This window comes from Brevundimonas sp. BAL450, from assembly GCF_015767455.1.
GTDB classification, from domain to species: Bacteria; Pseudomonadota; Alphaproteobacteria; order Caulobacterales; family Caulobacteraceae; genus Brevundimonas; species Brevundimonas abyssalis.
In genome coordinates this window covers 37,612-62,094 of record NZ_JADWOW010000061.1, presented here as the reverse complement: position 1 = coordinate 62,094, position 24,483 = coordinate 37,612, and the positions used below count along the sequence as shown (strand labels likewise).

The window sequence follows — 24,483 nt, the reverse complement described above, 5'->3', positions numbered from 1 at the left end:
GCCATGGCGCTCCCCGACGACCTGACCCACCTGCTGTCATGCGCCCGGAACGAACGGGCCCGGCGCCAGCACCAGATCAACCACTATCTCCGCTTCGCCGACCCGACCAGTCCGCGTGTCGGCGACGACGTGAAGAAGCCCGTCGACAGGGCCGAGGAAGCCGACGACCTGTTCGACACGACGATGCAGGAGGTGGCCGAGGATTTCGCATCGGACCTGATCGGCCGCATCATGCCGCGTCAGGCCGACTGGCTGACCTACGCGCCGCTGGACGCCGTGCCGGACGAGATCAAGGCCCAGATCAAGGAGCCGCTGAAGCAGCGCTCCACCACCATCTTCGACAGCATCCGCTCGTCCAACTTCTACGACGAGGCGGCCGGGGAATGGGCGCTCAATCAGGGCCACGGCACGTCCGGGCTGATGATCGTGGACCCCGGCGCCGGCCGTCCGTTCTACTGCGAGGCCATCCCGCCGTATCAGCTGCTGATCCTGCGCGGGGCGCGGGGCATAAACTTCATCGCCCGTGAATGTGCATGGGAACTGGGCGAGGCCGTCACGTTCTGGCCGACCTACAAGTGGACGAAGCGCCAGAAGGACGACGCTCGCGACAAGACCAAGAAGCGCGTCCGGCATGCCGTCGTCCAGTCCGCCACCCTGATCCCTGATCCGGGCGACGAGAAGTGGCTGTGGCGGGTCTGCGTCGGTGACGAACTGGTCCATGAGGAAACCCTGACCGGGACCGGATCGTGCCCGATCATGGCGTCACGCTGGCGCACCCATGCGTCGTCGCCGTGGGGTCTGGGCCCGCTGCTGAAAGCCGTGCCCGACGCCCTGACGCTGGATCAGGAGCGCTATCTGGTGCTTCAGAACCTGGGCGAGATCGTGAAGCCGCCGGTGGTCTATGACGACGACGGTGTCCTCAACCCCGAGGGGGGTGTCGGCGCCGGCGACTGGATCCCGCGCGTGCCCGGCTCCAAGGTGGACCGGCTCGAGCCCGGACGTGTCGAGGCGGCCTATTACGAGCAGGGCCAGTTGCAGGACAACATCCGCCGCGCCGGGTTCCAGTCCGGGCCCCGGCAGCGCGGCAAGACGCCGCCGACGCTGGGCCAGTGGCTGGACGAGAAGTCGGAGGAAGGGCGCCGGCTGGAGATGCCCACCGGCAAGCTCTACGCCGAGGGCGTCATCGCCATCACTCAGCGGTTCGAGTACCTGCTGATCCGCAACGGCACCATCGACCCGTTCCTGAGCGTGCGGAGCGGCGCCCCGATCCGCGTCCGCCCGATGAACCCGCTGGCCCGTCAGCAGGACTACGAGGAGGTGCAGGTCGCGCAGCAACTGCTGCAGGCGGGCAATGCGATCTTCGGTCCGCAGGCGATGGCGGCCCTGGTCGACGGCGGCAAGACGTTCGAGGCGTTCAAGGAAAAGCTGAACGACGGCCTGATCGCTGTGCGTCCGGCTGAACAGGCCGACGAGTACATGCGCGGCGTCCTCGGCCAGCCCGGTTCGGCGCCGGGTCTGGAAACCGTGCCGGGTGAGGCCTGATGGGCAACCGCGTCGACGCCATTCTGGAGAGCCGGACACCGAAGGAGGCGCCGGAGCGGATAGACCGCAACACCCGCGCCGCGCTGCAACGCCTGACGCAACAAGCCGAGTGGCCGGTGCTGCTGGAATACCTGGCCGCCCGCATCGACGCCGAGTCCGTCGACAGGCAGGCCCCGAATACTGGTGCGTTGTTGCTCACAGAGGGTCGCCGCACCGTCGTCCGCGAACTGAGAAGTCTCAGGAACCGGGTGACAGATGACCGAAGCGACGGAAAACGCGGAAGCGAATGAAGGTGCGGGCGCCGCTGCGACCGAGGCCGCGGCTGCTGCCGCGACCGAGGGAACTGCGGCTGAAACCGGCGCCTCCACCGAATCCGCAGCCGCGCCGAAGGAACAGGCCGCCGAGCCCGCAGCCTCAGCCCCCCTCCGACCCGAAGGCCTCCCCGACGAGTTCTGGGACGACGCCAAGGGCGTGAAGGCCGCCGACCTGTTCGCCGCCTACCGCGACCTCAAGACCCAGACCGACACCGCCCGCGCCGACGTGCCGGAAGCGCCCGACGGCTACGAACTGGCCGTGTCCGAGGCCGTCACGGTGCCCGAGGGCTTCGTGATCGACACCGACAAGGACAGCCCGTTCTTCAAGGAGTTCGCCGCCGCCGCCCACGAAGCGGGCATGCCCAAGGCCGCCGTCCAGAAGATGGTCGACGCCTACGCCCGCCAGCAGATCGCGGCGCAGAACGCGGTGGTCGAGGACTACGCCACCCAGATGTCCGGCCTCGGCGACCGCGCCAAGGAGCGCACCGAAGCCGCGAAGAACTGGGTGCTGGCCAACCTTCCCGAAAAGGAAGCGGACGCCCTGCTGAACAATATCGGTCCGGGCGCCGTGCCCGGCCTGGAACGCATCATCGCCCTCCGCTCCGGCCCCGACATGCCGGGCGGGACGGGCTCCAAGCCTTCGCGCCCCAAGTCGCGTGAGGAAATCTTCTACGGCAACTCTGAGCAAGGGGCGCGCTAATGGCCACCATCGGCAACACCTTCGTCGACCTGATCGACATCTACAAGGGCGAGGACGGCAAGGGCGCCGAGACCTCGCTCATGATCGAAATGCTGCGCGCGCACACGCCCATCCTTGAGGATGCGGTGGCGGTCGAGTGCAACATGGGCACCAAGCACCGGCACAAGATCCGCACCGGCCTGCCGACCTCCAGCTGGGGCCGCCTGTACAAGGGCATTCCCCAGTCCAAGTCGCAGTACCAGCAGGTCGACGACACGACCGGCTTCATCGAGGGCCGCTCGTCCATCGACAGCCGCGAACTGAAGCTGAATCCGGGCCGCGAGGACGCCATCCGCATGCGCGAGGCAGACGGCCAGATGCAAGGCATGTCGAACTCGATGGGCTCGTACATTTTCTACGAGGACACCGCGACGAACCCGGACGGCTTCAAGGGCCTGGCCTCGCGCTACAACACCATCGGCACGACCGGCGCCTCGCATCAGGTGATCGACGCGGCCGGCGCCGGCTCCGACAACACCTCGATCTGGTTCGTGACCTGGGGCGAGGCCTACACTCACCTGATCTATCCGTCGGGCATGCAGGCCGGTCTGGTCCGTGAGGACAAGGGCGAGCAGCGCGTCAACGACGACAACGGCGATCCCTACTACGTCAAGGAAGAGCTGTTCTCGTGGCACAACGGGGTGGCCGTGGCCAACTGGCAGCGCAACGCCCGCATCGCCAACATCGATGTGTCGGAGATGCTGGCCGGGAACGTCGATCTCTACAGCTACATGCGGAAGGCCTACTACCGCGGTCGCTTCGACAGCTTCCGCCGCTCCGGCGGCGCCGACACCGGCATCCCCCCGGTTCGCGCGGCGATCTACTGCAACGCGGATGTGCTGGAGGCGCTTGACGCCCTCGGCACCAACGCGGGCGCCAGCGACAACTTCGTCCGCCTCCGCCCCATGGAGATCGACGGGCAGGAAGTGCTGACCTATCGCGGCATTCCGCTTCGCCTGACCGACTCGCTGCTCAACACCGAAGCTGAGGTGGTCTAAACCGCCGCGTCCTGAAGGAACAGAACCATGATCCGCTCCCAAGAACTGATCCTGTCGGACGACCAGGCGATCACCGCGTCGGCTGCGTCGACCAACGTGATCGACCTGGGCCTGCCGGGCACCGTTCCCGGCCAGTCCGGCGCGATGCCGGTGGACTTCGGCAAGGGCCGCAAGATTCCGCTGCACATCCAGGTCACCGCCGACTTCGCCACCCTGACCAGCCTGACGGTCGCGGTGCAGGTCGACACGGTGGAGAACTTCGCCTCGCCGGACACGGTCGTTCAGACCGGCGCCATCCCGGTGGCCAGCCTGAAGGCGGGCTACGTCTTCGCCATCGACTCGGTGCCGCTGAAGTCCAACCAGCGCTACATTCGCATCTACTACACCGTCGCGGGCACCAACGCCTCCGCGGGCACGGTCGATGCCGCGATCACCATGGGCAACCAGCAGGCGCCGCTGTAATGCCGGAAGTCGTCGCGCACAGCATGGGCTACTACGGCGGCCTGCTTCGCCAGCCGGGCGACCGGTTCCAGGCCGAAGGCACGGCGTCGTGGTTCAGCCCCTTCAACGGCGCCGACCCCGCCGCGTTCGACCACGACGGCGACGGCAAGCCCGTCGGTTCCAAGCCGGAGCCGGTCGCTGACCCGGCGTCAGAGGATGCCATCGCCGGCCGCGCCCGGCCGGTGGCCGACGACCACAGCCACGCCGAACCGGCCCCGGCCCCGAAGGCCAAGGCCACGGACCATGAACGCGCCGAGGTCATCGCCGCCCTGAAGGCCAAGGAGATCAAGTTCTTCATGGGCGCCCCGACGGACAAGCTGAAGGCCCTGCTGGCCGAACATTCCTGAGCCGACTGCCACCCCCTCCCGGCAGTCACAGACTGGCCCGCTGGTTCCGACCGGCGGGCCTTTTCTGTGGTGCGTTCTGACGCGGCCCCGTGCGCGCGACCCTCGCCGCCATGGGCACCTCCAAGATCGAGATCATCAAGCGCGCCGCCAGCATGACCGGTTTCGGTTCGCTGGTGAGCCTCGACGACAATGCCGAGGTGGCCCGCATCGCCGAGGAGCACTACGAGGCCATCGTCAACGATATGCTGTGCGAGCATACCTGGCCGTGGGCGCGCCGGTCGCAGGCGTTGACCGCGCTGGAGGCTGAACCGGAACGGCCGTGGCGCAAGATGTGGCTGCGTCCGCCGGGCCTGTTGGCCCTGACCTATGTGCAGACCGAGTGCGGCATTCGTGTTTCGAGCGAGGAACGCGACACGGTCGCCGCAGCCGCCATCGTCACCATCGACTGCTCCGATGTCCTCTATGCGCTGGGCACCTATCGCGTGGCCGAGAGCCGGTTCAGCGCCGACTTCGAGGCCGCCTTGCAGCGCCGCATGGAGGCGGTGTTCCGCAAGGCCATCAGCGAACAGACGACCGAGGGCAATCGCGACGAACAGGTCGCCGAGCGGAAGCAGCAGCGGGCCCGGGTGCGGTCGCAGCGGTCCGGCACCGCCACGGACGCGCGGTCATGGGATCTGGGAGAAGCCCGGCGCCGGCCGTCGTGGAACGTGCGCAGGTAGGCCGTGCCCCAGTTCGAACAGAAAAGCTTTGAGAGCGGCGAGGTCGGCTCTGACCATCTGTGGCGGTCGGACCTGAAGGTGCGTGCGACGAGCGCGCGGAGCCTGAAGAACTGCCGCCTCCGGGTGTCGGGGATCGCCGAGGGGCGGAACGGCACGACCCGGCTGGCCAACATCCACGGCGACGGCTGGGTGCAGGACATGGTGATCGACGGCGTCGTCTATTTCGCCGTCCTGACCGCCGCCCGCCTGCGCATTTTCGACAAGGCCACCCGGACGCAGGTTCAGGAGATCACCGGGTGCGAGTGGACGGCGGATGAGTTGCCGGAACTGGTGATCGCCCCGTTCGGCGCCGAGGCCTATGTGTTCCATCAGGACATGCAGACGCAGGTGATCCGCCGGGCCAGCGATGGAACCTGGAGCGTGTCCGACCTGACGTTCGCGCCCGGTCTGGGCAACAGCATCCGCCAGCCCTACTACCGGTTCGCTGATGATGGCGTCACCCTGACGCCGTCGGGCCTGACCGGCTCCATCACCCTGACCGCCAGCGCCGCCTATTTCGTGGCCGGGCATGTGGGCAAGCGGGTCCGCCTGAACGGGCGCGAGGTGGAGATCACGGCCTACACGAACGCCACGACCGTGACCGGAACGGTGCGGCAGCGGCTGTTCCCGACCGTCAGCATCCCGGTGTCGTCGTCCGACGGGTTCCTTGTCGGCGAGATCATCAGCGGCAAGGACAGCAATGCCCAGGCCGAGGTGACGGCCACCGGCGCCGGGACCATCACGGCCATCCTGCTGGACTTCACGAACTTCCTCTGGGACGCGACCTTGTCGAAAGGCGAGACCGTCATCGGCCCGAGCGGGTCCACCACCACGACCGGCGCCCAGACCAACACCACCAACGCGGCCACGCTGGACTGGGACGAACAGGCCATCAGCGATGTGCGCGGCTTCCCCGGCACTGGCACGATCCACAAGGGCCGTCTGTGGCTGGGGCGGTTCGCGGCCATTCCGTTCGGCGTCATGGCGTCGGCTCTGGGGGCCTTGGACGACTTCCAGACCGGGGTGGGCGACGAGGATGGCATCTTCGTCGAACTGCAGGACGAGGCGGCCGGGGCGATCCAGCACATCGTGAGCGCGGAGCAGCTGCTGTTCATGACGGCGCGCCGGCTGTTCTACTACCCGGAGTCGGAGCAGAACCCGATCCGGCCGACCAGCTTTCAGGTCATTCAGGTCGGGCCCGACGGGTCCAGCCTGTGCAAGCCGGTGGCGATTTCCGAGGGCGTCATGTTCGCCAAGGCGGGCGGGGCGTCGATCCTGGGCGCCTTTCCCACCGGTGATGTGCGCCGGTCATGGCGGTCGGTGGATGTCTCGATCCTGTCGGCGCATCTGATCGACCAGCCCCGGTCCATGGCCTATCTGAACGGCCAGGCCGACGGGCCGGAGCGCTATGTGGTCGCCGTCAACGCCGACGGCACGCTGGCCGTGACCTATTACAGTGACAGCGCCGAGATTTTCGGCTGGACGCCGTGGGAGACCGAGGGTGTCGTGCGGTCGGTGGCCGCCGCCGACGGCGAGTGCTGGGCTCTGGTGGAGCGCGAGGGCGTCTATACGCTGGAGGTGTTCGAGCCGTCGCGCCTGATGGATTGCGCCGAGGATGTCGAGGCCGCTGATCTGCAGGGCCTCGCGACGGACCAGACCATCCTGACCCCGAGCGGCGTCAGCCCGGCGGAGGTGGTCTATCGCAAGACGAACTACGCCAACCGGACCGTGAGCCTGACCGTGGATGACGCCTATCTGGGCATCGTCGAGGTGGATGCGAACGGGGACTTCGGCTGCATCGACACCGAGGGCGCCATCGAGATCGGCTACAACTTCGAGGCGGAGTGCGTTCCTTGGGCGCCCATGCCTGCCGAGGATGAACGGAACCGGCGCCGGAAGGTGCGGATCACTCGCGCCCTTGTGCGCTGGGCCGGGCGCTACATGGCCGTGAACGGGAACCTGCTGCCGCCGTATCGGGCGGACGACGACATCACCGCCGCGCCCCCGCTGCGCGACGAGCTTTCGCCTGTTCCGGTGTTCGGCTGGTTCGACGAGCCGGTGGTGCCGTTCACCAAGCCCTATCCGGCGCCGTGGCGGCTGTACGGCTACAGCCTGGAGGTCACGCGCTGATGGACCCGTTCACGATCGCACTCGGTATCGGCGCGCTGTTCAAGGGCGGCGCCACGCTGGCCCAAGGCTACATGAACGCCAAGGCCAACGCGGCGTCGGCTGTGGGCGCCGAGATCGAACAGAAGATGGCGAAGCTGCGCGGGACGCAGATCGCGGAACGGTCGCGCGAGGAACTGGCGGTGGCGCTGGGCAACATCGACGCGATCCAGTCGGCGCGCGGGGTCAACGTCAACTCGGCGACCAACGAAGCCATCCGGAAACGCACCATGAAGGACGCCTATCGCGACGAGGCCGTGGCGCGGCTCGGCGAGATGAACCGTGCCGAGGCGGCCGGGGCCGCGGCGCGCGGCTATCGGACCGCCGCCAAGTGGGCCATGCCGATTGCGGCCATGCAGGCGGCCGGGTCGTTCGCGCAAGGCGGCAGCTATCTGAACGCCGCCGGGGGAGGCTGACATGGCCATCGGAACCGGACTGCCCCAGAGCCGAGGCGCGGCCATCACCACCCTGACCGACATGCGGTCCTTCGGCGCCGGGGAGCGGGCGACGGCGGATGCGCTGGGGCAGGTGGCCGGGGCCATCGACGAGATCAATCAGGTGCTGGAGCCGTCAGCGCGTCTGGAGGCGCAGCGCCGTGCCCAGACCGAGATGGCCGAGGGTCGCTACAACCAGCGCGCCGTCCTGACCCAGTCGGACGCCGACTACAACGCGATCATGCGGGAGGGCACGCTGGCCCGAATGGCGACCCAGGCCGACGGCGACATGGACGCGCTGGAGGTCGAGCACCGCTATGACCCGGAAGCCTACAGCCGGGCGGCGGCGGAGTATCGCGCCGGGCTGGTGGGCAATGCGCCGGCCGATCTGGCGCCGGTGCTGGCGCAGAGTTTCGACCGTGAGAGCACGCAACGGCTGGGCCGGGTGCGGAACCGCCGCGCCGAACAGGACGTCCGGGAGGCCGGGAGCCAACTGGAGTCACGAGCGGCGCGCCTGTCGCAGGACATCATCGGCGAACTGGGCGAGCAGGGTCTGGCCGGACTGTCGCCGGAGGGTCCGAACGCCGGGCGCCTGTCGGAACTGCGCGATGTCTTCAGCGCCATGGTGGCGAATCCGGCGCTGGCCATTTCCCCGGAGGAAGCGCTGTTGCGCTACGACGCCGAGGTGGGCCGCATCAAGGCGGCGGCCGTGGCGGGGCAGGCGGTCGGCATCCTGCGCGAGGGCGGCTACGAGGCCGCGCTGGAGTTCATCCAGACCATCCCGACGGATGAAAGCCTGCCGCTGAACGAGATGGAGCGGCAGGGCGCGTTCGAGGCGGCCCGGCTGCGCGTCGGTCAGGAACAGGGCATCACCCAGGAACGGGAAAACGCCGAACGCCAGACCCGCGCCCGCGCCGAACAGGACATGGCCCGGCGGATCGAGGATGCGGTCGGACAGGTCGCGTTCACCGGCGTCGAGGCGGACATCAGCCTTGAGGAAGTGCGCGAGATCGGCGGCGACGATCTGGCGCTGACCTATGTGCGCCAGCTGGCCGATGCGCGCGAGTTCCACAATCAGGTCGGCAATCTGGCCGAACTGCCGCCCGAGGAAGCCGCGCGCCGGATCGCGCAGTGGCAGACCCGGCAATCCAGCGGCGGCCAGCTTCCGGCGGCGGTCGGCAGTCCCGAGGATTTCGAGAGCCTGGTGGCGGCGGTCACACAGGTCGAGACCGGCGGCAATCCGTTTCAGGTCAGCCGCGACCCCGACGGCGCCGGTCCGGCGGGCGGTGGGGCCGTCGGCGCCATGCAGCTGCTGCCCGCGACGGCCGAGCGCATGGCCGAACGTCTGGGCCTGCCGTTCGACCGGAACCGCCTGCTGAACGATGTGGCCTATAACCAGCGTCTGGGCCGGGAATACCTGCGGACCCTGATGGACCGGTATGGCGGCGACGCCCGGCTGGCTGTGACGGCCTATCATGCGGGCGAGGGCAATGTGGACGGCTGGCTGGAGTCAGTCGGGGATCCCCGGTCCGGCGAGATCGGCTGGGATGCCTGGCTGAACGGCGTCGAGGGGCGCGGCAATCCCCGGTCGGCGGAATATCCGCGCCGGGTGGCGGCGGCCATGGGCGGCGGGCGTTCGGCGGCGGCGTGGAATGCGCTGGAGCAGGCGCAGTCCATTCGCCGCACCGACCCGGCCAGCGCGGTTGCACAGCAGATCGACGTGTCCAGCGCCCGCGAGGCGTTCATGGCGGACCCGTCGCGGGGCTACGACTTCGTGCAAGCCAACCTGTCCGCACAGGAGCGGGCGGGCATCGCCAGCCGTGAGCGCCGGCCGATCCCCAACGAGGTCGCCATGCCGTATGTCCGCGTGATGCAGCGGGCGCAGGCCGAGGGCAACACGGTCCTGTTCAACGAGATGCGAGACACCATCCTGCAGCAGTATCGCCAGCCCGGCCGGACGAGCGGCCACGGCGAGGCGGTGCTGGCCCAGGTTCTGACCATGGCGGGCTCGACGCAGTTCGCGGCGGAGGTGTCGGCGGAACTGGCGGGCGTCAGTGCACGCGGTGGTCAGCCGACACAGGCGCAGGCCCGGCAGGTTCCGGCCGCCGCGCGTCAGCAGGCCATGACCAACGGGGCGCAGGGCCGTGCCGCGCCGCCCGTGCAGGTCTCGTCAGAATCGGAGTTCGCCAACCTGCCCAGCGGGACGCGGTTCATCGCTCCTGATGGCTCGATCCGGGTGAAGCCGTGACCGACTGGTGGGAGAGCGCGCCGCGCGCGGATCAGGAGGACTGGTGGTCGGCGGCGCCGGTGGTCAGCCCGGCGCCTCGCCGCGCCCCTGAACGCGAAGGCGTGCTGGAGGGCTGGCGCCGCATCTATCTGGGCGCCGTGGCCGACACAGCCGAAGCTGTCACCGGACTGGTGAACGCCCCCATTGATGCGGGGCTGCGGGCTCTGGGCGTCGACTTCCAGTTTCAGACCCAGCAGTTCGGCGAGATGGTGGAGCAGCCGTCGCGGGCGTCCGGCCGGTTCGCCCGGGGAGCCCTGCCGTATGTGGGCGGGACCGTGGGCGCCGCGCGTGGTCTGGCGGCCAATGTCGCCGGGGCCGCTGCCCGTCCGCTGGCGACCGGGGCCACGGCTGGCGCGGGCACGGACATTACCCTGTCTAATGTGCAGGACGCCAACCTGTCGAACCTGATCGACGACTACACCGGCGTGCGCCTGCCGACCGCCCGCGTCGAGGGCGAGAACGAGGGCATCGCAGCGGCCAAGGATGCGGTGGAGGGCCTGGCTCTCGGCGGCATTCTGGACCTTGGCATCAGGGGCGCCGGACGGACGACCGACTTCGTGCGCCGCGCTTTCACCGACCCGCCGCGCCTCAATGCGGCCGGGGAAGCGGCAGAGGGCGCCGTGGACGCCGCGACAGCGGTTCGGACGGGCGACGACGCGATCACGCCCGGAACCGCCCCTGACGGCGCTCCTGCGCCCATTCCCGACACCTTCGACATCGTCCAGCCGGTGCAGCGGGGCGGGTTTCTTGCCGATGCGCGGGCCAAGGTGACGGAACAGGGGGTCTTCGGGGCCGTGGCCGACTACACCGCCCGGCTCTACACCGCGACCGTGAGCGCCCAGCACCCGCTGGCCCGGACGGTTGAGCGCCTGCGCACCGAGATCGAGGGCGTCACCGGCCAGCCGCTCGACCTGGCGCCGGGGTCGGACCCGCGCAAGCTGGCGCGCGGCGGCTATGACGTGTTCAACATCGGCCACATGGACATCACGCAGGGCGTCCATGGCTATCGTCGGCTCACCGCCGAAAGCCCGGCCCTGGCTGACGTGGTGACGGCTGTGACGGCGCGTTCGGTGCGAGCCGGGGAGGCGGCGGAGGCGGGCCTGTCCCGGTTCAACCAGTACATCGCGGCGAAGCGTTCGACGCAGGAGTGGGACCGCTTCATCCGGGGTGAACTGGACCGCGAGCCGATTAGCGTGTCGAAGGAACAGACCGACGCCTTCCTCGCCCGCATGGACGCTGAACATCCCGAGTTCGCCGAACTGGCCGAGGCCACCAACAGCTATGCGCAGGCCTTGTGGCGCAAGCAGTTCGAGGCCGGCCTGATCGCGCGCGCCGACTATGAGGCGGCGCTGGCCGCCCGGGACTTCTACGTCCCGCTGAACCGCGTCATGGACGACGGGCCGGGGCGCGGCGGTGGCGGAGGCTCGAACAGGGGGTCGGCGGCCAAGAAGTTCCGGGGCTCGCAGCGGGACATCGAGGGGCCGATGGAGACCCTGATCCGCCGCACCTACGAGGTGAACCGCCGGGTCCGCCAGAACGACCTGAACCGCTCTGTCGTCGACATGGCCAAGCGCCTCGACGATCTGGTGAAGGCGGCCGACCCCGACGCCGCCAATCCGATCATGCGCCCCGTGAAGGCGTCGATGCGCGCCACCCGCGCCAGCAATGAAGAACTGGCCAAGATCAGCGGGCGCCCGGCGGACAAGATCGACGACCTGTTCGGCGAGGACGGCGTCACCCTGTACCGCCCCGGCGAGATCAACGACGGCGGCCGGCCGATCCTCTACACCTGGCGCGACGGCAAGCGCGAAGCCTGGGAACTGATTGACGCGGACTGGGGGCGCGAGACGTTCGAAGCCCTGACTGGCATGTCGCGCGAGATGGGCGACATCGTCGGCAACATGCTGGCGGTGCCGGCGCAGGTTCTGCGGGCGGGCATCACGACCAACCCGGAATTCCTGTTCACCAACTATGTCCGCGACCAGATGGCGGCATGGGTGCTGACGGACGTAGGGTATATCCCGGCCTTCGACGGCGTGCGCGGCATGGTCGACGAGGTGACGGGCGCCGATGCCGTCCGGCTCTACAATCTGGGCGGCGGGCTTTCCGGCGGATCCATGACGGCGGGCGTGCGCGAGGTCGCGCAGCAGGCCGACATCATGAAGCTGACCCGCAAGGGCTATGTGGCGCAGACGTTCACCGATCTGCCCGGCTTCCTGCGCACCGCCGAACTGTCGGAGACCGGCACGCGGGTCGGCCTGTTCAAGCGGGCGTTCGAGCGGGCCAAGCGCGACGGGATGGAGGAATACGACGCCCTGATCGAAGCCGCTTTCACCGCGCGCGATTTCATCGACTTCGGCCGGAACGGGTCTCGTCTCGCCTTCGCCCGCAAGGTGGTGACGTTCCTGAACGCGACCATTCAGGGCATGGACAAGACCGTGCGGGTGCTGTCGGCCGACGGCGCGGCCGGGCGGGTGGGCCTGCGCGAGTCCCTGCGCCCCATGTTCGGACTGCAGCCCGGTCAGGCCATGCGCCGGGAAGACGCCGCGGCCCTGAAACTGGCGGGCAAGGCGTGGGCCAAGGTGTCCATGATGGCGGCGTTCGGCCTGGCCCTGACGGCGGCCTACCGCGACGACGAATGGTATCAGGGGCTGAGCGAGTACACGCGCACCAACAACTGGGCCATCGGCTTGGGCGGCAACCGGTTCGCCCTGATCCCGAAGCCGTTCGAACTGGCGCTGCCGTCGATCGTGGCGGAGCGGGCGTTCGAGGCCATCCACTTCGATGACCCGACGGCCTGGGAAAAGCTGGTGCGCGGGGTCGCCGAGACCTTGGCCCTGCCTGCCGACACGCCGTTCCTGAAAGTGCCGACCGAACTGGCCACCAACACCAACCTGCGCACCGGCACGCCCATCGTGCCGCAGGATCGTCTCGATGACCTGCCCATGGACCAGTACACGAACTGGTCCAGCGAGTTCGCCATGACGCTGGGGGAGGCGATCAACGTCAGCCCGGCCAAGGTCGACCACATCGTGCAGGGCTTCGCCGGGTCATGGGGCCGCTGGTTTCTGAACGCCTCGAACCTGACCGACCCCGACCGTCCCGAGGGCCAGCTTCCCGACATGCCCCTGTCGCGCCGGTTCTTCACGGAGTCGCAGCGCGGCAATCAGGACAAGACGGCCTTTTTCGAACGCGCCGGCGGTCGCCAGTCCGATCTGGGCCGCACCATCAACAGCGTCCGGGAGCGCATCGAGGCCGGGCGCCCGAGCGAGGCCGCGAACCTGCTGGACGATCTGGACGACAGCGGCCGGGTCTATGTGCAGTCGCAGCTGGTGGGTCTGGACGAGGGGCAGGCTGCGGCGCAGCGGCGTCTGCATCCTCTGGCGCGGGCCCGCACGGTCAACACCGAGATCGGCCGCGTCATCGGCGAGTTCTACCGCAGCAGGCCCCGTGACGACGGCGAGCCGTTGCCGGAACTGACCCCGCGCGACAAGGCCATGTTGCAGGATGCGCTGGAGCGGCTGGCGGTGGCCGAGATGCGCAACGCCATGATCCTGACCCGCCAGCCCGGATATGAGAGCCGGCAGATGCTGGACCGCGCCAGTCTCTGGGAGGATGTGCGCGAGATCAGCCCGGACGTGGCGAACGAACTGGAACGCCGCCTGACCGTGGGCCGCGACCGCGCCTATTCCTACGAGGCCACCTACGACCTGTGGCCGGAGGTGGAGGCCCGCATCATGCAGGACGGCGAACGGGCCGATCTGCTGGACCTGGCATCGGATGCGATGGGGCGTTCCGGGTTCTAGCGGGTGCGTTCTGACCGGGGCGGTTAGGCCCGACCCTCCCCGCCATGGCCCATCACGTCCAGATCCCCCCCATGGACGAGCCGATCGACTACACGGTCGGCTCGACACCCCAGAGCGTGTTCGCGATCCCGTTCCCGTTCTGGGCGCCGGGCGACATCATCGTCAGGATCGACGGGGAGACGCTGGCGACGGCGGACTACTCGGTTGAGGGGTCTGATCTCCAGAACGGCGAGGAAATCGAGGGCGCCTACGGCTCCGGCACGCTGACCCTGGATGAGGCGGTTTCGAACGTCACCGTCACCGTGGACCGGCTGATTGAGCCGGAGCGCGAGACCGACTTCAGCAAGACCGGCCCGTTCAGCATCCCCAACCTGAACAGCGATCTGGACAAGGCCACCGCCCGCGATCAGGACATCCTGCGCCGGGCGAACCTGGCCAACACCACGGCCGCCGCTGCACTCGCCACCGCCGAGGAACTGACGGCCGCCGCCTTCGTCACCGCGCTGGACATCAGCACGCGGGCGCGGGTGGCGCTGGTCACGATCCCGTCGTGGGTGAAGGCACTGAATGTCGCGGGCTATGCGGATGCTGGTGATGGCGGGGGCGGACTGTATGTCTGGTCCGCCACGGAGCCAGCCCACGCGGGCAAGGTGCAGTCGGCTGACGGGGCGTGGTGGGAGCTTGCGAGCCAGTACGCCGCGCTGGAGATGTTCGGCGGCAAGGCCGACGACAGCACCGACAACTATCAGCCGTGGCGCGATGCGATCTACTGGGCCTACCTGAAAGGCAAGCCCGTCATTCCGAACCGTCTCGGCGGCTACCTGTTTGCGGAGCGCGTGCGCGAAAGCGCGGCGCCCATCGAATACCCGGTTCTGATCCAGGGCGCGAGCCGTCAGGTCCAACTGAAGATCGAGTGCTCCAACGTCTCCGAGGGCATGCACGTTCTGGCGTCCGACGTGACGATCCAGGGCCTGCGCATCACTGCCAAGGCCAGCAGCTCCATCGTCAACGGCTCCGGCAACAACGGCACCTGCCTGTCAGTCCAGCGCTGGTTCGTGCCGCCCGATCAGGACGAGCCGATGCTGATCAAGAACGTCATCATCCGCGACAACACGTTCGACCGCGAAGGCAACTTCAACGGCCACGCCATTTCGGTGCTGTCCCGCGCCAAGCACGGGATCATCGAGAACAACGACTTCGTGGGCAACGGCCCGGCGGCGGCGTCCGGCTATCACGGTGACGCGGTGCTGTTCCACTGGGGCGCGTGGTCCCACGGCGTCTCGACTCACGCCATCGACTATGACGCGCAGACCGCCGCCTTCACCCCCGGCGCCATCGTCACCGGGGCCACGTCCGGGGCCTCCGCCTACATTGTGGTGGACGAGGACGCGGGCACGACTGGCACCCTGCGCCTGAAGCTGGTGCTGGGCACCTTCACCGACAACGAGGTGATCACCGACAGCGCGGGCGGGGCTGCTGTCGTCAACGGCTCCATGGCCTCCAGCACGGTGCAGTCGCGGTTCGAGCCGGGGCACTACAGCCACCACCCCAGCACATGGACGCTGCGCAACAACCGCTGTGAGAACGTCGGCCGCTTCATCGCCTGTTCGGCCTCCTACAGCATCGACGTGATCGGCGTGGAGTACACGGGCCCGGTGCAGGGCGGCCAGCTGGTGGACCTGCCGGTTGGCGACGAGGCGGACACCTTTGCGCACCCCGAAGACCGCGGCCGGGTCTATGACGGCTTCAGCTTCAAGCGCATCCGCTCCAAGGGCCTGACCGGGACCGGCATCAACGCCGTGACGGCCATCGACGATTCCGGCTACAGCACGTCCAAGCAGTCCGATGCGGACCTCGCGGGCTATGCTGACAGCGAATACGACGGCACGGCTTATGGGGGCCAGGCTTACTCCCGCTGGCGCCAGCCCGAGTGGAAGAATGTCGTGTTCGAGGGCTTCACCTTCGACTACGGCCCTGCTGATCCGCCGTCCGCCACGGTGGTCGAGCGCGTCATTTATCTGCGCAACATGCGGGGCAACTTCACCTTCCGCGACTTCTGGATGGAGGCGCGCGAAAATGCCGACCGTAGCGGCACGCCGGACCCGGTTATCGGCGGCATCGAGTTGGCCAACTGCCTGGGCCGCTACACGTTCGAGAATATCAAGTCCGCCGGCCACCTGATCGTCAATGGCGTTGATCGGGCGTCCTTCACCGACTGCGAGTTCAAGCATCGTGAGATCGTGTCCGGCACGCGGGCCATCGAGTTGATGGGCGCTGAGCCGACCATCACGACGGACGGCTCCACCTACGCCATCGGGGCCACGGAAATCGGCCTGAACGCAGCGGTGTCGGGCGTGAACATCCTGATTGGCGACCCCCTGCTGTATTCCGGCGGCGTGGTCTATGCCGAAGAGTTTGTGCTGAGCGGCGGCGGTCAGACCACCGTGAAGGTCACGCCCCTGCCCACGGCGGCCACGGCCGGAACCGTGTTCACCATCGACCATCGCAATCGCAGCACCATCTTCCGGGGCGTCATCGCCCGGCAGGGGTCGCGCGGCTATGACATTTCCGACAGCGTTGGCGTCATGATCGACGGCGGCGAGGTCATCGACTCTGGCCAGTACGGAACCTTCATCGACACCGGCGCGCAGGTGGTCCAGACCGGCACCATCTTCAGCAACGGCGGCCAGCGCCGGGCCACCATCCCTGCGGACTCCGCCTTGGCTACACGCGACGTGATCATGGCCGGCGGGCACTACACCGGCCGGAACCTGCGGTTCGAGAACAGCAAGTTCATCGCGGTCAACTTCGTGGTTTCCTCCACCGCGACGTTTGCCTCGCTCTCAGAAAGCGTGTTCGTCGGAACGCCGATCACCGCCAAGACGCAGATCGCGGCGCTTTCCAGCGGAGATCCCGTGTTTTTCTCTCGCAACACCGATGCGACGGGCGGCGCGGTGTTCCTTTCTGGAACCTGGACCCCGCAACTGGAGCTCGGCGGCGGGACCACGGGCATGTCGCTGGCCATCAACCGGGCGACGTTCACGGTTTACGAGGACCGGGTGGCCGTCGATTACGACTTCACCCTGTCGGCCAAGGGGTCGTCCACCGGCGCGGCTACCGTCTCCGGTCTGCCCTATCCGACCGCCGCCGGGTCGGTCACGTCCGCCGGTTCGGTGGGCCTGATCAGTGCGAGCGGACTTGCCGGGGGGGCTTGCTTCACCCGCATCGTGTCGGGTGAGATCGGCATCTACCAGCAGACGGCCACGACGCTGGCCGCCGTGCAGCACTCGGAAATCACTGACACCACGCGCATCATCGGCTCGTGTGTCTATCAGCGCGTGGCGTAAGCGCCGGCCACCTGATCGAGCCTGGCCCTGAATGCAGCCCTGTGCGGGTCCAACTCAACGGCGTTCCGAAACCGTTTCAGGGCTGACGCCGTACTGCCCTTGGACAGGTAGATTTGCCCCAAGGCGTAGTTGGCCCGGCCGCCTACGATGACGTTCCTGTCCATCTGCTTGTAGAGCGCGACGGCCTCGACCGCGCGGCCCTGCTTCTCGATGGCGGTGGCCAGATGAAGGCGGGCGGGCCACAGGCCCCGGTGCAGATTCACCGCCTCCTGCAACGCCGCCTCGGCCTTGGCGTAGTGCTTCAGGTGCAGCAGGCCCTTGCCCAGCAGATAGTTGGCGTATTCGGAGCGGGGGTAGAACCGGACGGCGGCGTTGGCGGCGCGCACTGCGTCCTCGAACCGCTTCTCCCGATCCGCGCAGTAGGCGTCATAGAGGTGCACGGCGAAGTCGCCCTCCAGTCCCCAGCCGCCCTCGGGCATCTTGGGCAGGTGCTCGTCTTGCAGGAAGGCGTCGATCAGCGGGTCCAGCCGGTCGCGGGCTTTCAGATAGCTCGGCGGGCCGTGCGTGACCCGGCGCATGCTTTCCGCGAAGACGTTGGGCAGGTCAGCGACATACTGGGCCGACACGAGATCGACCGGTTCGCACTCGCCAGCGTAGAGGTAAATCGGCGCACGGGCCTTCGCCATGATCGGCCGCAGGTTTGAGGCGGGCGGTTTGAAGCCGGGCACCATCAGCCGCCGGACATTCGACCACGGCCAGTCCATCCGCGTCTCGGCGGCGAAGGCCAGCACCCGAGCGCCCAACGGGACGCCGTGCAGGATGGCCCCGGTTCCGCCCATGGACGTGCCGACGGTGTAAAGCCGCTTGGCCCCCAGCACCTTGGCGTAGGCCCGAAAGGTGTTCGTGACCTCAACGCGGGTGGAGCCCAGCCCGTCAATGCCGCCCTGATACCATTCGTTCGGGCCGTTGTTGACCAGGATGACGGAGGCGTCGATCCGGTTGCCGATCTTCCACCACCTGAACTCATGGTCGGGCGTGCTGGAGCCTGAAAAGAAGATCGCCAGCTGATGGGACTGGCGCGGAAAGACCCGAAAGCGGGCGTGCTCAAGCGGCATCGGTTGCATGGCTGCTTTCATATCCCGACCCGCCCCGCCCGCCTAGACCGAACCGTGGGGCCACATCCCCACGGGTGCGTTCCTGCGTCGTCGGCCCCGCGCGACCCTGCGCGCCATGGCCAGCCGCACACCTCCCCCGGATCACATCCCCCTGCCTGACTGGGCGGGCCGTCGTCATGCTGTCTGGCAGATTTTCGACCGTGCCTGGCGCCCGGCCGCGCACTGGAACGTCGTCATCGGCGTCGGCTACGTCTGCTGGTTCGGCCATGCGATCGGCCGCCCGATGGATGAGCCCTATGCGTGGACCGTTCTCGGGTTCGCCGGGCTGGTGATCTGGAACAAGACCTTCGAGAAGCTGCGGGGGGTGGCATGAGCCGGGCTGACCTGTTCAACGCCGTTCGCCGGTTCGCCCCCGAAGGCAAGCTGGCCACCTCGCATGTCCCGCTGATTGACGCGGTGGCCGATGCGTTCGGCTTGCCGCGCATGGACGCCAGCACCGACGACCTGATTGAGTTGGACCTGACCGATCAGGACTTTGCCGACGCGGCGGCGCGGCTGCGGTGCTCACCCGCCCAGATCAGGGCCGTCTTCGAGGTCGAAGCTTCCGGCGCTGGCTGGTTCACTGACGTTCGCGGCGACATCCTGGCCCTCGACGGACCGGGCGGTTTCATCGACGGCGCCCATCTGCCCAAGATCCTGTTCGAAGCCCACATTTTCGACCGGGAGACGAAGGGCCGCTTCCGGGCCGCGCACCCGAACCTGTCGTCGCCGCGCTGGAACCGCGCCCTCTATGTCGGCGGGCAGGGGGAATACGAACGCCTGAACCGCGCCATGCAGCTGGACCGCACCGCCGCGCTCCGGTCCGCATCGTGGGGCGCTCCCCAGATCATGGGCTTCAATCACAAGCTGGCCGGGTTCGACACGGTGGACGCCTTCGTGGATGCCATGAAGTCCGGCGTCCGGGCGCACCTGATGGCCTTTGTCGCATTCGTGGAGAACAGTGGCCTTGCGCCGGCGCTTCGCCAGATCACGACCATGCACGCCAGCGCGATCCCATTCGCCCGAGGCTACAACGGCGCGGGCTACGCCAAGAACGAGTACCACATCAAGATCGCACGGGCCTTCGCGAAGTGGAGCCGGGCATGACCCTGTTCCGCACCTTCACCCGCGCGGGCTGGATCATCACCGCCATCGGCCTGATCGCCCTGCTGACCCTCGGCTACTGCGCCGTGACGAAGCCCGCCCGTGACGCCACCAAGCGCGCCGAAGCCAACTCCACCATCGCCGACGGACGCACCGGCGCCGCACAGGACGCATCGGTCGTCCGCGACGGCAATGACGACGCCCGTGACGCCACCCGAACCGAAGTCGAGGACGCCCAGGATGAAGTCCGCAATCAAACTGATCCCGCTGCTCGCGATGCTGTCGCTCGCCGGCGCCTGTGCAGGCTCAATCCAGGTGCTTGCCCCGACTGACGGGTGCTCGACGCTGCTGGCGGATAGGTGGCGCGATCCCGTGCCGTCGGCGGTGATCGAGGACAACGGCGACCCGGCGCTGGACTGGCAGCTGTTCGGCATCGCCCAGACCGGCCAGCTGAACATCGCCAACCGCGACAAGGCCGACGCCATCGAGACGGTGGAGCGGTGCGAGGCCCGAGACAGGGCCGCCCGAGAACAACTGACCCGCCCGTGGTGGCGTCTCTGGTAAGGACCAGCACTGTGAGCGAGAAGAAGACCGTGGCAGGCGCCTATGACCGCATCGCCGAGCATGAACTGGAGTGCGCCAAGCGATACGGCGAGCTCGACAAGACCGTGACCGAGACCAAGGGCGCCGTGAAGGCCGTTCAGGACAAGACCGACTCCATCGACCGGGGCATCCGCACGCTCATGAAGGGGTTCGCGGGGCTGGTGGTCACGGTCATCCTCGGCATGGCGGGCATCATCTGGGCCAGCGTGCAGAGCGACATCGCCGACGCCCGTGAAGGGGCCTATGAGCGGCGCGCGGAACAGGGCTGAAACCGTCCAACATCCCTGTTCGCGTCCATGCTTTTCAATGCGTTAGGATGCGCGAACGGACGCGGAACAGTTGGACGTTTCCCAATGATTTCAGCCGGTCGACCCAGACTGTTAATCGGCTGGTCGTAGGTTCGAATCCTACCCGCGGAGCCATCGCCCCTCGCCGGGACCTCACGACAGTTCACGACCTGTTCACGCGTTTGCGTTTCGCGCGCCACTTTTTCGCGCCGGAGGCGAAACCATATTGGCAGGCGAGGCGGCATGCGGCCGCTGGTGTCATGAACGAGCTTTCCGATGGGCGGACGTGTTCTGCTTTTCATCCACCGCCACTTCTTCGCCACCCTCGCGACCGTGGCGGCGGCGACGCTCGTGCTGGCGGTCTTTCGCTAGCCTCGGCCCCGGTCGGCGTCGGTGCTAGACGGCGTCGGCCGGGCCCCCTTGCCAAGCTGGAAGTGGGCACAAAAAAAGCCCGGCGGTGAAGCCGGGCGAAATCAGTTCGGTGATGGTGGGTGTCTCCGAAAGAGTGAAGACTCTTCCTCCTTCGGGTGATTTGGTTAATGCCGGGTAAACCATGACGCCCATCCCGATTCACGACCCCGACGATCCGCGCGTGGCGGACTATCGCCAGATCCGCGAGCGCGACCTGACCGGGCGCCGGGGTCTGTTCGTGGCCGAGGGGGCGGTGGTGCTGAATGTGCTGGCATCGCCCCAGTCCCGCTGCCGCGCCGTGTCGGCCCTGATCGCCGAACAGCGCATCGAGACCCTCCGTCCGGTGCTGGAGCGGCTGGCCGCGCCGGTCTATGCGGCGGGACAGGGGGTGATGGACGCGGTGGCGGGCTTTCCCATCCACCGGGGCATCCTTGCGCTGGGCGAGAAGCCCGCCGAGCCCGACCTCGCCGATCTGCTGACCGCCGCGCCGGGCGACGGCCTGGTGGTGGCGGTCTGCGGCGTGGGCAACCACGACAACATGGGCGGCATCTTCCGCAACGCCGCGGCCTTCGGCGCGCACGCCGTGCTGCTGGACGCCCATTGCTGCGACCCGCTGTATCGCAAGGCCATTCGCGTCTCGGTGGGCGCGGCCCTGCGCACGCCCTTCGTGACCGGGCTCGATCCGCTGGCCATGCTGGACGGGCTGGAAGCGGCGGGCTTCTCCCTGCTGGCGCTGAGCCCCTCGGGCGAACAGTCGCTGTCGGAGGTGCGCCCTGGCGGGCGGGCGGCCCTGATCCTGGGCGCCGAGGGGCCGGGGCTGTCGCCCGCCGTCATGGCCCGCTGCCGCACCGTGGCCATCCCCATGGCGGGCGGCTTCGATTCCCTGAACGTGGCCGCCACCAGCGCCGTGGCCCTGCATCAGATGCGGTTCGGCTGAGCCGCCGAACGCTCGAACAATATTCTGAAGAAGTTTGGAGGCCTGAGCCGGAATCGAACCGGCGTACACGGATTTGCAGTCCGCTGCGTAACCACTCCGCCATCAGGCCGCCGGGGCCCGTCTGAGGGCCGTCGCTTGAGCGAGGGGCGTTCGCTATCAGATCGTCCGCGCCGCCGCAACGCGCCATTTCTGCGTTCACCACGCGGACCGGTGCGCGGCCTTGCCGGAGCGGGGCGGGCGGACCTATAAGGCGCGCAGATTTTCCGGCCACAGGCTTTTCAGGATTCGAGCTGTCATGGACTTCGCCGCCGCCCGCACGATGATGGTGGATTCCCAGGTCCGCGTGAATGATGTGACCGACCGCGCGCTTCAGGCCGCCATGCTGGCCGTGCCGCGCGAGCGGTTCTGCGCGCCGGATCGGGTTTTCTCGGCCTATGCCGAGGTGGAATGCGAGATCGCCGGCGGCCGCGTGCTGATGCTGCCGCGCGAAGCCGCCAAGCTGCTCAGCGCGGTCGAGGCGAGGCCGGGCGAGACGGCCCTGGCCATCGGCGCGCCCTACGCCGGGGCCGTCCTGGCCCGTCTGGGCGCCAAGGTGACGGCCCAGGAAGCGAATCAGGCGGTGCTGGACGTGGTCGCGCCCGCCCTGGCCGACGCCGGGGTCGAGACGGTGGTCGCGCCGTTCGATCAGCCGCACGGCGAGGGATACGACATCATCATCAGCGAAGGCGCCGTGGGCGTGCGGCCCCAGGCCTGGCTGGACGCCCTGGCCGTGGGCGGACGTCTGGCGGTGGTGGAGCGCACGGGCGCGGCGGGTCGGGGCGTGCTATACCTGCGCGGACGGGACGGATTTTCGCGCCGCGACCTGTTCGATGCGGCGCCGCCGATGCTGGTGGGAATGACGCCGGAACCGGCCTTCAGTTTCTGAATCGAACCGCGCGACGGAACGACGCCCGTTCCGCGTGAAAAAAACTTAACTGGCGCGAACGGCGGGCATTCCGCAAACCAGAGTGACGTGCGCGGCATTTCGCGCCGAGAGCTTTTGAGGACTGGTCATGGTGAGACGTACCCGCGCGCTGGCTTCCGCCGCCGCTCTGGCCCTGATGGCGGCTCTGGCCGGGCCGGTTTCGGCGGACTCGCTGCAGGACGCCATCGCCCTGGCGTATCAGACCAACCCGACCCTGCTGGCCCAGCGGGCGCAGCAGCGGGCGCTGGACGAGACCTATGTCCAGGCCCGCGCAGGACTGCGTCCGAACATCGACGCTTCGGTCGGGGCCTCGTACACCCGCAACTACGGTGACACCGCCAGCGGCGGCGCCATCGCCGACATCCCGGTGCCGATCGACACCGACGGCGACGGGATCCCGGACTCCACAGGCACGATCCCCGGCGCGGCCTTCTCCAGCGGCGGGGCCGCGCGCGAGAGCAATTCCGGCAGCGTCAGCGTGGGCCTGTCCCAGACCCTCTACGCCGGCGGCCGCATCGCCCACGGCATCAACGCCGCCGAAGCCAGCGTGATGGCCGGGCGCCAGAACCTGCGCGCGGTCGAACAGTCAGTGCTGCAAGGCGTGATCCAGGCCTATGTGGACGTGCAGCGGGACATGGAGATCCTGCGCATCCGCCAGGACAACCTGCAGGTCCTGCGCCGTCAGCTGGAAGAAGCCAGCGCCCGCTTCGAGGTGGGTGAGATCACCCGCACCGACGTGGCCCAGGCCGAGGCGCGCCTGGCCCAGTCCGAATCCGATCTGGCCACGGCCCAGGCGCAGCTGTCCGTCAGCCGCGCGGGCTACGCCGCCGTCGTCGGCCAGGCCCCCGCCAATCTCGAGACGCCGCCGCCCCTGCCGGGCGTGCCGGCCGATTTCGACGCAGCCCTGGACGTGGGCCTGGCCGAGAACCCCAACCTGATCGCGGCGGAATACCAGCTGCGCGGCGCCGAGGCCCGGGTGGCCTCCGCACGGGGCCAGTACCTGCCGTCCGCCAGCCTGAACGCCAGCTACGGCGGGTCGAGCCGCCTGAATGATTTCGACCCGTTCGAGCGCACCAGCCTGAACGTGACCGCCAATGTCTCGGTGCCGTTGTTCACCGGCGGCCTGAACCGCTCGCGCGTGGCCCAGGCGCTGGAAGAGGCCAACGCCGCCCAGATCGGTGTCGAGGGCGAGCGCCGCGAGGTGCTGCGCAGCGTCAGCACCGCCTACGCCCAGATGATCTCGGCCCAGTCCTCGCTGCAGGCGGGCGAGGAAGCCGTGCGCGCCGCCCGCATCGCCGCCGAGGGCGTGCGCCAGGAGGCCCAGGTCGGCCTGCGCACCACCCTGGACGTGCTGAACCAGGAGCTGGAGCTGCGCTCCGCCGAGGTCAATCTGGTCACCGCCCGGCGCAACGACTATGTGGCCCAGGCCGCCCTTCTGGCCGCCATGGGGCGTCTGGAAGGCCCGGATCTTGCGCCGTCTCTGGACCCCTATGATCCCGCCTCCAACTTCCAGCAGGTCCGCAACCGCGGCGGCCTGCCGTGGGACGGGGTGATCGAGGCCATCGACCGCATCGCCGCCCCCTCGATCATGCCGGCGAACGATCAGGTGGACGCCCCGATCGACGAGCAACTGAAGTCCGAAATCATCCGCACGGCTCCGACCGAATAGGCGCGTCAATTCGCCGGCGCGGCGAAAACGAGCGTTGATTCCTCGGCTTCTAAGTGCGACGACAAGGGCAGGGGGAAGACGCGCCGAACGGCGCGCACGCCCTTGACGCTTGAAG

21 protein-coding genes and 1 tRNA gene are annotated in these 24,483 nt (G+C 68.4%); 20 read left to right on the top strand and 2 right to left on the bottom strand.

Annotation, left to right across the window (positions count from 1 at the left end; translation table 11 throughout):
* Nucleotides 1-3: 3 nt before the first annotated feature.
* The 12 genes from IWC96_RS14450 to IWC96_RS14395 all read left to right on the top strand — a co-directional run bounded on the left by IWC96_RS14450 (nt 4) and on the right by IWC96_RS14395 (nt 17,239).
* Nucleotides 4-1,542 (top strand): portal protein, encoded by a 1,539-nt coding sequence (locus IWC96_RS14450; protein ID WP_196839157.1) that lies wholly within the window; start codon nt 4-6, stop codon nt 1,540-1,542.
* Nucleotides 1,542-1,832, top strand: coding sequence for a hypothetical protein (locus IWC96_RS14445; protein WP_196839156.1), 291 nt, complete (start codon nt 1,542-1,544; stop codon nt 1,830-1,832). The genes IWC96_RS14450 and IWC96_RS14445 overlap by 1 nt, the downstream gene beginning before the upstream one ends.
* Nucleotides 1,798-2,556, top strand: a complete 759-nt coding sequence (locus IWC96_RS14440; protein WP_196839155.1) for a hypothetical protein — start codon at nt 1,798-1,800, stop codon at nt 2,554-2,556. The genes IWC96_RS14445 and IWC96_RS14440 overlap by 35 nt, the downstream gene beginning before the upstream one ends.
* Nucleotides 2,556-3,593, top strand: a complete 1,038-nt coding sequence (locus IWC96_RS14435; RefSeq protein ID WP_196839154.1) for a major capsid protein — start codon at nt 2,556-2,558, stop codon at nt 3,591-3,593. Before IWC96_RS14440 ends, IWC96_RS14435 begins: the two co-directional genes overlap by 1 nt.
* A gap of 27 nt (nt 3,594-3,620) precedes the next feature.
* Nucleotides 3,621-4,055, top strand: coding sequence for a Bbp16 family capsid cement protein (locus IWC96_RS14430; protein ID WP_196839153.1), 435 nt, complete (start codon nt 3,621-3,623; stop codon nt 4,053-4,055).
* Nucleotides 4,055-4,441: a hypothetical protein gene (locus IWC96_RS14425; RefSeq protein ID WP_196839152.1), complete on the top strand. Its 387-nt coding sequence runs from the start codon at nt 4,055-4,057 to the stop codon at nt 4,439-4,441. The genes IWC96_RS14430 and IWC96_RS14425 overlap by 1 nt, the downstream gene beginning before the upstream one ends.
* 89 nt (nt 4,442-4,530) lie before the next feature.
* Nucleotides 4,531-5,160 carry a hypothetical protein gene (locus IWC96_RS14420; protein ID WP_196839151.1) on the top strand — a complete coding sequence of 210 codons (630 nt, stop codon included), beginning with the start codon at nt 4,531-4,533 and terminating at the stop codon, nt 5,158-5,160.
* 3 nt (nt 5,161-5,163) lie between these two features.
* Entirely contained in the window at nt 5,164-7,329 is a 2,166-nt protein-coding gene (locus IWC96_RS14415) for a hypothetical protein (protein WP_196839150.1), read from the top strand.
* A complete protein-coding gene (locus IWC96_RS14410; protein ID WP_196839149.1) occupies nt 7,329-7,781 on the top strand; it encodes a hypothetical protein in 453 nt (150 codons plus the stop codon). The genes IWC96_RS14415 and IWC96_RS14410 overlap by 1 nt, the downstream gene beginning before the upstream one ends.
* A 1-nt stretch (nt 7,782) precedes the next feature.
* Nucleotides 7,783-10,047, top strand: a complete 2,265-nt coding sequence (locus tag IWC96_RS14405; protein ID WP_196839148.1) for a transglycosylase SLT domain-containing protein — start codon at nt 7,783-7,785, stop codon at nt 10,045-10,047.
* Nucleotides 10,044-13,892 carry an LPD38 domain-containing protein gene (locus tag IWC96_RS16265; protein ID WP_196839147.1) on the top strand — a complete coding sequence of 1,283 codons (3,849 nt, stop codon included), beginning with the start codon at nt 10,044-10,046 and terminating at the stop codon, nt 13,890-13,892. Before IWC96_RS14405 ends, IWC96_RS16265 begins: the two co-directional genes overlap by 4 nt.
* Before the next feature lie 71 nt (nt 13,893-13,963).
* Nucleotides 13,964-17,239 (top strand): hypothetical protein, encoded by a 3,276-nt coding sequence (locus IWC96_RS14395; RefSeq protein ID WP_196839146.1) that lies wholly within the window; start codon nt 13,964-13,966, stop codon nt 17,237-17,239.
* Here IWC96_RS14395 and IWC96_RS14390 read toward each other — a convergent pair.
* Nucleotides 17,224-18,363, bottom strand: a complete 1,140-nt coding sequence (locus IWC96_RS14390; protein WP_196839145.1) for a tetratricopeptide repeat protein — start codon at nt 18,361-18,363, stop codon at nt 17,224-17,226. The two genes, IWC96_RS14395 and IWC96_RS14390, sit on opposite strands and share 16 nt — an antisense overlap.
* Nucleotides 18,364-18,469: 106 nt before the next feature.
* Here IWC96_RS14390 and IWC96_RS14385 point away from each other — a divergent pair, with 106 nt between their 5' ends.
* The 6 genes from IWC96_RS14385 (at nt 18,470) to IWC96_RS14360 (ending at nt 21,735) form a co-directional block, all read left to right on the top strand.
* A complete protein-coding gene (locus tag IWC96_RS14385; RefSeq protein ID WP_196839144.1) occupies nt 18,470-18,727 on the top strand; it encodes a hypothetical protein in 258 nt (85 codons plus the stop codon).
* Nucleotides 18,724-19,500 carry an N-acetylmuramidase family protein gene (locus IWC96_RS14380; protein ID WP_196839143.1) on the top strand — a complete coding sequence of 259 codons (777 nt, stop codon included), beginning with the start codon at nt 18,724-18,726 and terminating at the stop codon, nt 19,498-19,500. The genes IWC96_RS14385 and IWC96_RS14380 overlap by 4 nt, the downstream gene beginning before the upstream one ends.
* The gene (locus IWC96_RS14375; RefSeq protein WP_196839142.1) at nt 19,497-19,829 is read left to right on the top strand and encodes a hypothetical protein; all 333 of its coding nucleotides are present in this window, start codon (nt 19,497-19,499) and stop codon (nt 19,827-19,829) included. Before IWC96_RS14380 ends, IWC96_RS14375 begins: the two co-directional genes overlap by 4 nt.
* The gene (locus IWC96_RS14370; RefSeq protein WP_196839141.1) at nt 19,813-20,061 is read left to right on the top strand and encodes a hypothetical protein; all 249 of its coding nucleotides are present in this window, start codon (nt 19,813-19,815) and stop codon (nt 20,059-20,061) included. Before IWC96_RS14375 ends, IWC96_RS14370 begins: the two co-directional genes overlap by 17 nt.
* Nucleotides 20,062-20,072: 11 nt before the next feature.
* A complete protein-coding gene (locus tag IWC96_RS14365; protein ID WP_196839140.1) occupies nt 20,073-20,369 on the top strand; it encodes a hypothetical protein in 297 nt (98 codons plus the stop codon).
* Nucleotides 20,370-20,940: 571 nt separating this feature from the next.
* The gene (locus IWC96_RS14360; RefSeq protein ID WP_021698295.1) at nt 20,941-21,735 is read left to right on the top strand and encodes an RNA methyltransferase; all 795 of its coding nucleotides are present in this window, start codon (nt 20,941-20,943) and stop codon (nt 21,733-21,735) included.
* Nucleotides 21,736-21,770: 35 nt separating this feature from the next.
* Here IWC96_RS14360 and IWC96_RS14355 read toward each other — a convergent pair.
* Nucleotides 21,771-21,844: transfer RNA gene (locus IWC96_RS14355), tRNA-Cys, on the bottom strand.
* 186 nt (nt 21,845-22,030) lie between these two features.
* Here IWC96_RS14355 and IWC96_RS14350 point away from each other — a divergent pair.
* Nucleotides 22,031-22,660, top strand: coding sequence for a protein-L-isoaspartate O-methyltransferase (locus IWC96_RS14350; RefSeq protein WP_021698294.1), 630 nt, complete (start codon nt 22,031-22,033; stop codon nt 22,658-22,660).
* Between the two features lie 127 nt (nt 22,661-22,787).
* Nucleotides 22,788-24,368 (top strand): TolC family outer membrane protein, encoded by a 1,581-nt coding sequence (locus tag IWC96_RS14345; protein WP_196839139.1) that lies wholly within the window; start codon nt 22,788-22,790, stop codon nt 24,366-24,368.
* Nucleotides 24,369-24,483 lie beyond the last annotated feature (115 nt).

Bases quoted from the DNA above. Each gene is read 5' to 3' on its own strand.
- IWC96_RS14450 (WP_196839157.1), top strand. From the start codon at position 4: ATGGCGCTCCCCGACGACCTGACCCACCTGCTGTCATGCGCCCGGAAC.
- IWC96_RS14445 (WP_196839156.1), top strand. From the start codon at position 1,542: ATGGGCAACCGCGTCGACGCCATTCTGGAGAGCCGGACACCGAAGGAG.
- IWC96_RS14440 (WP_196839155.1), top strand. From the start codon at position 1,798: ATGACCGAAGCGACGGAAAACGCGGAAGCGAATGAAGGTGCGGGCGCC.
- IWC96_RS14435 (WP_196839154.1), top strand. From the start codon at position 2,556: ATGGCCACCATCGGCAACACCTTCGTCGACCTGATCGACATCTACAAG.
- IWC96_RS14430 (WP_196839153.1), top strand. From the start codon at position 3,621: ATGATCCGCTCCCAAGAACTGATCCTGTCGGACGACCAGGCGATCACC.
- IWC96_RS14425 (WP_196839152.1), top strand. From the start codon at position 4,055: ATGCCGGAAGTCGTCGCGCACAGCATGGGCTACTACGGCGGCCTGCTT.
- IWC96_RS14410 (WP_196839149.1), top strand. From the start codon at position 7,329: ATGGACCCGTTCACGATCGCACTCGGTATCGGCGCGCTGTTCAAGGGC.
- IWC96_RS14405 (WP_196839148.1), top strand. From the start codon at position 7,783: ATGGCCATCGGAACCGGACTGCCCCAGAGCCGAGGCGCGGCCATCACC.
- IWC96_RS14395 (WP_196839146.1), top strand. From the start codon at position 13,964: ATGGACGAGCCGATCGACTACACGGTCGGCTCGACACCCCAGAGCGTG.
- IWC96_RS14390 (WP_196839145.1), bottom strand. From the start codon at position 18,363: ATGCAACCGATGCCGCTTGAGCACGCCCGCTTTCGGGTCTTTCCGCGC.
- IWC96_RS14385 (WP_196839144.1), top strand. From the start codon at position 18,470: ATGGCCAGCCGCACACCTCCCCCGGATCACATCCCCCTGCCTGACTGG.
- IWC96_RS14380 (WP_196839143.1), top strand. From the start codon at position 18,724: ATGAGCCGGGCTGACCTGTTCAACGCCGTTCGCCGGTTCGCCCCCGAA.
- IWC96_RS14375 (WP_196839142.1), top strand. From the start codon at position 19,497: ATGACCCTGTTCCGCACCTTCACCCGCGCGGGCTGGATCATCACCGCC.
- IWC96_RS14360 (WP_021698295.1), top strand. From the start codon at position 20,941: ATGACGCCCATCCCGATTCACGACCCCGACGATCCGCGCGTGGCGGAC.
- IWC96_RS14350 (WP_021698294.1), top strand. From the start codon at position 22,031: ATGGACTTCGCCGCCGCCCGCACGATGATGGTGGATTCCCAGGTCCGC.
- IWC96_RS14345 (WP_196839139.1), top strand. From the start codon at position 22,788: ATGGTGAGACGTACCCGCGCGCTGGCTTCCGCCGCCGCTCTGGCCCTG.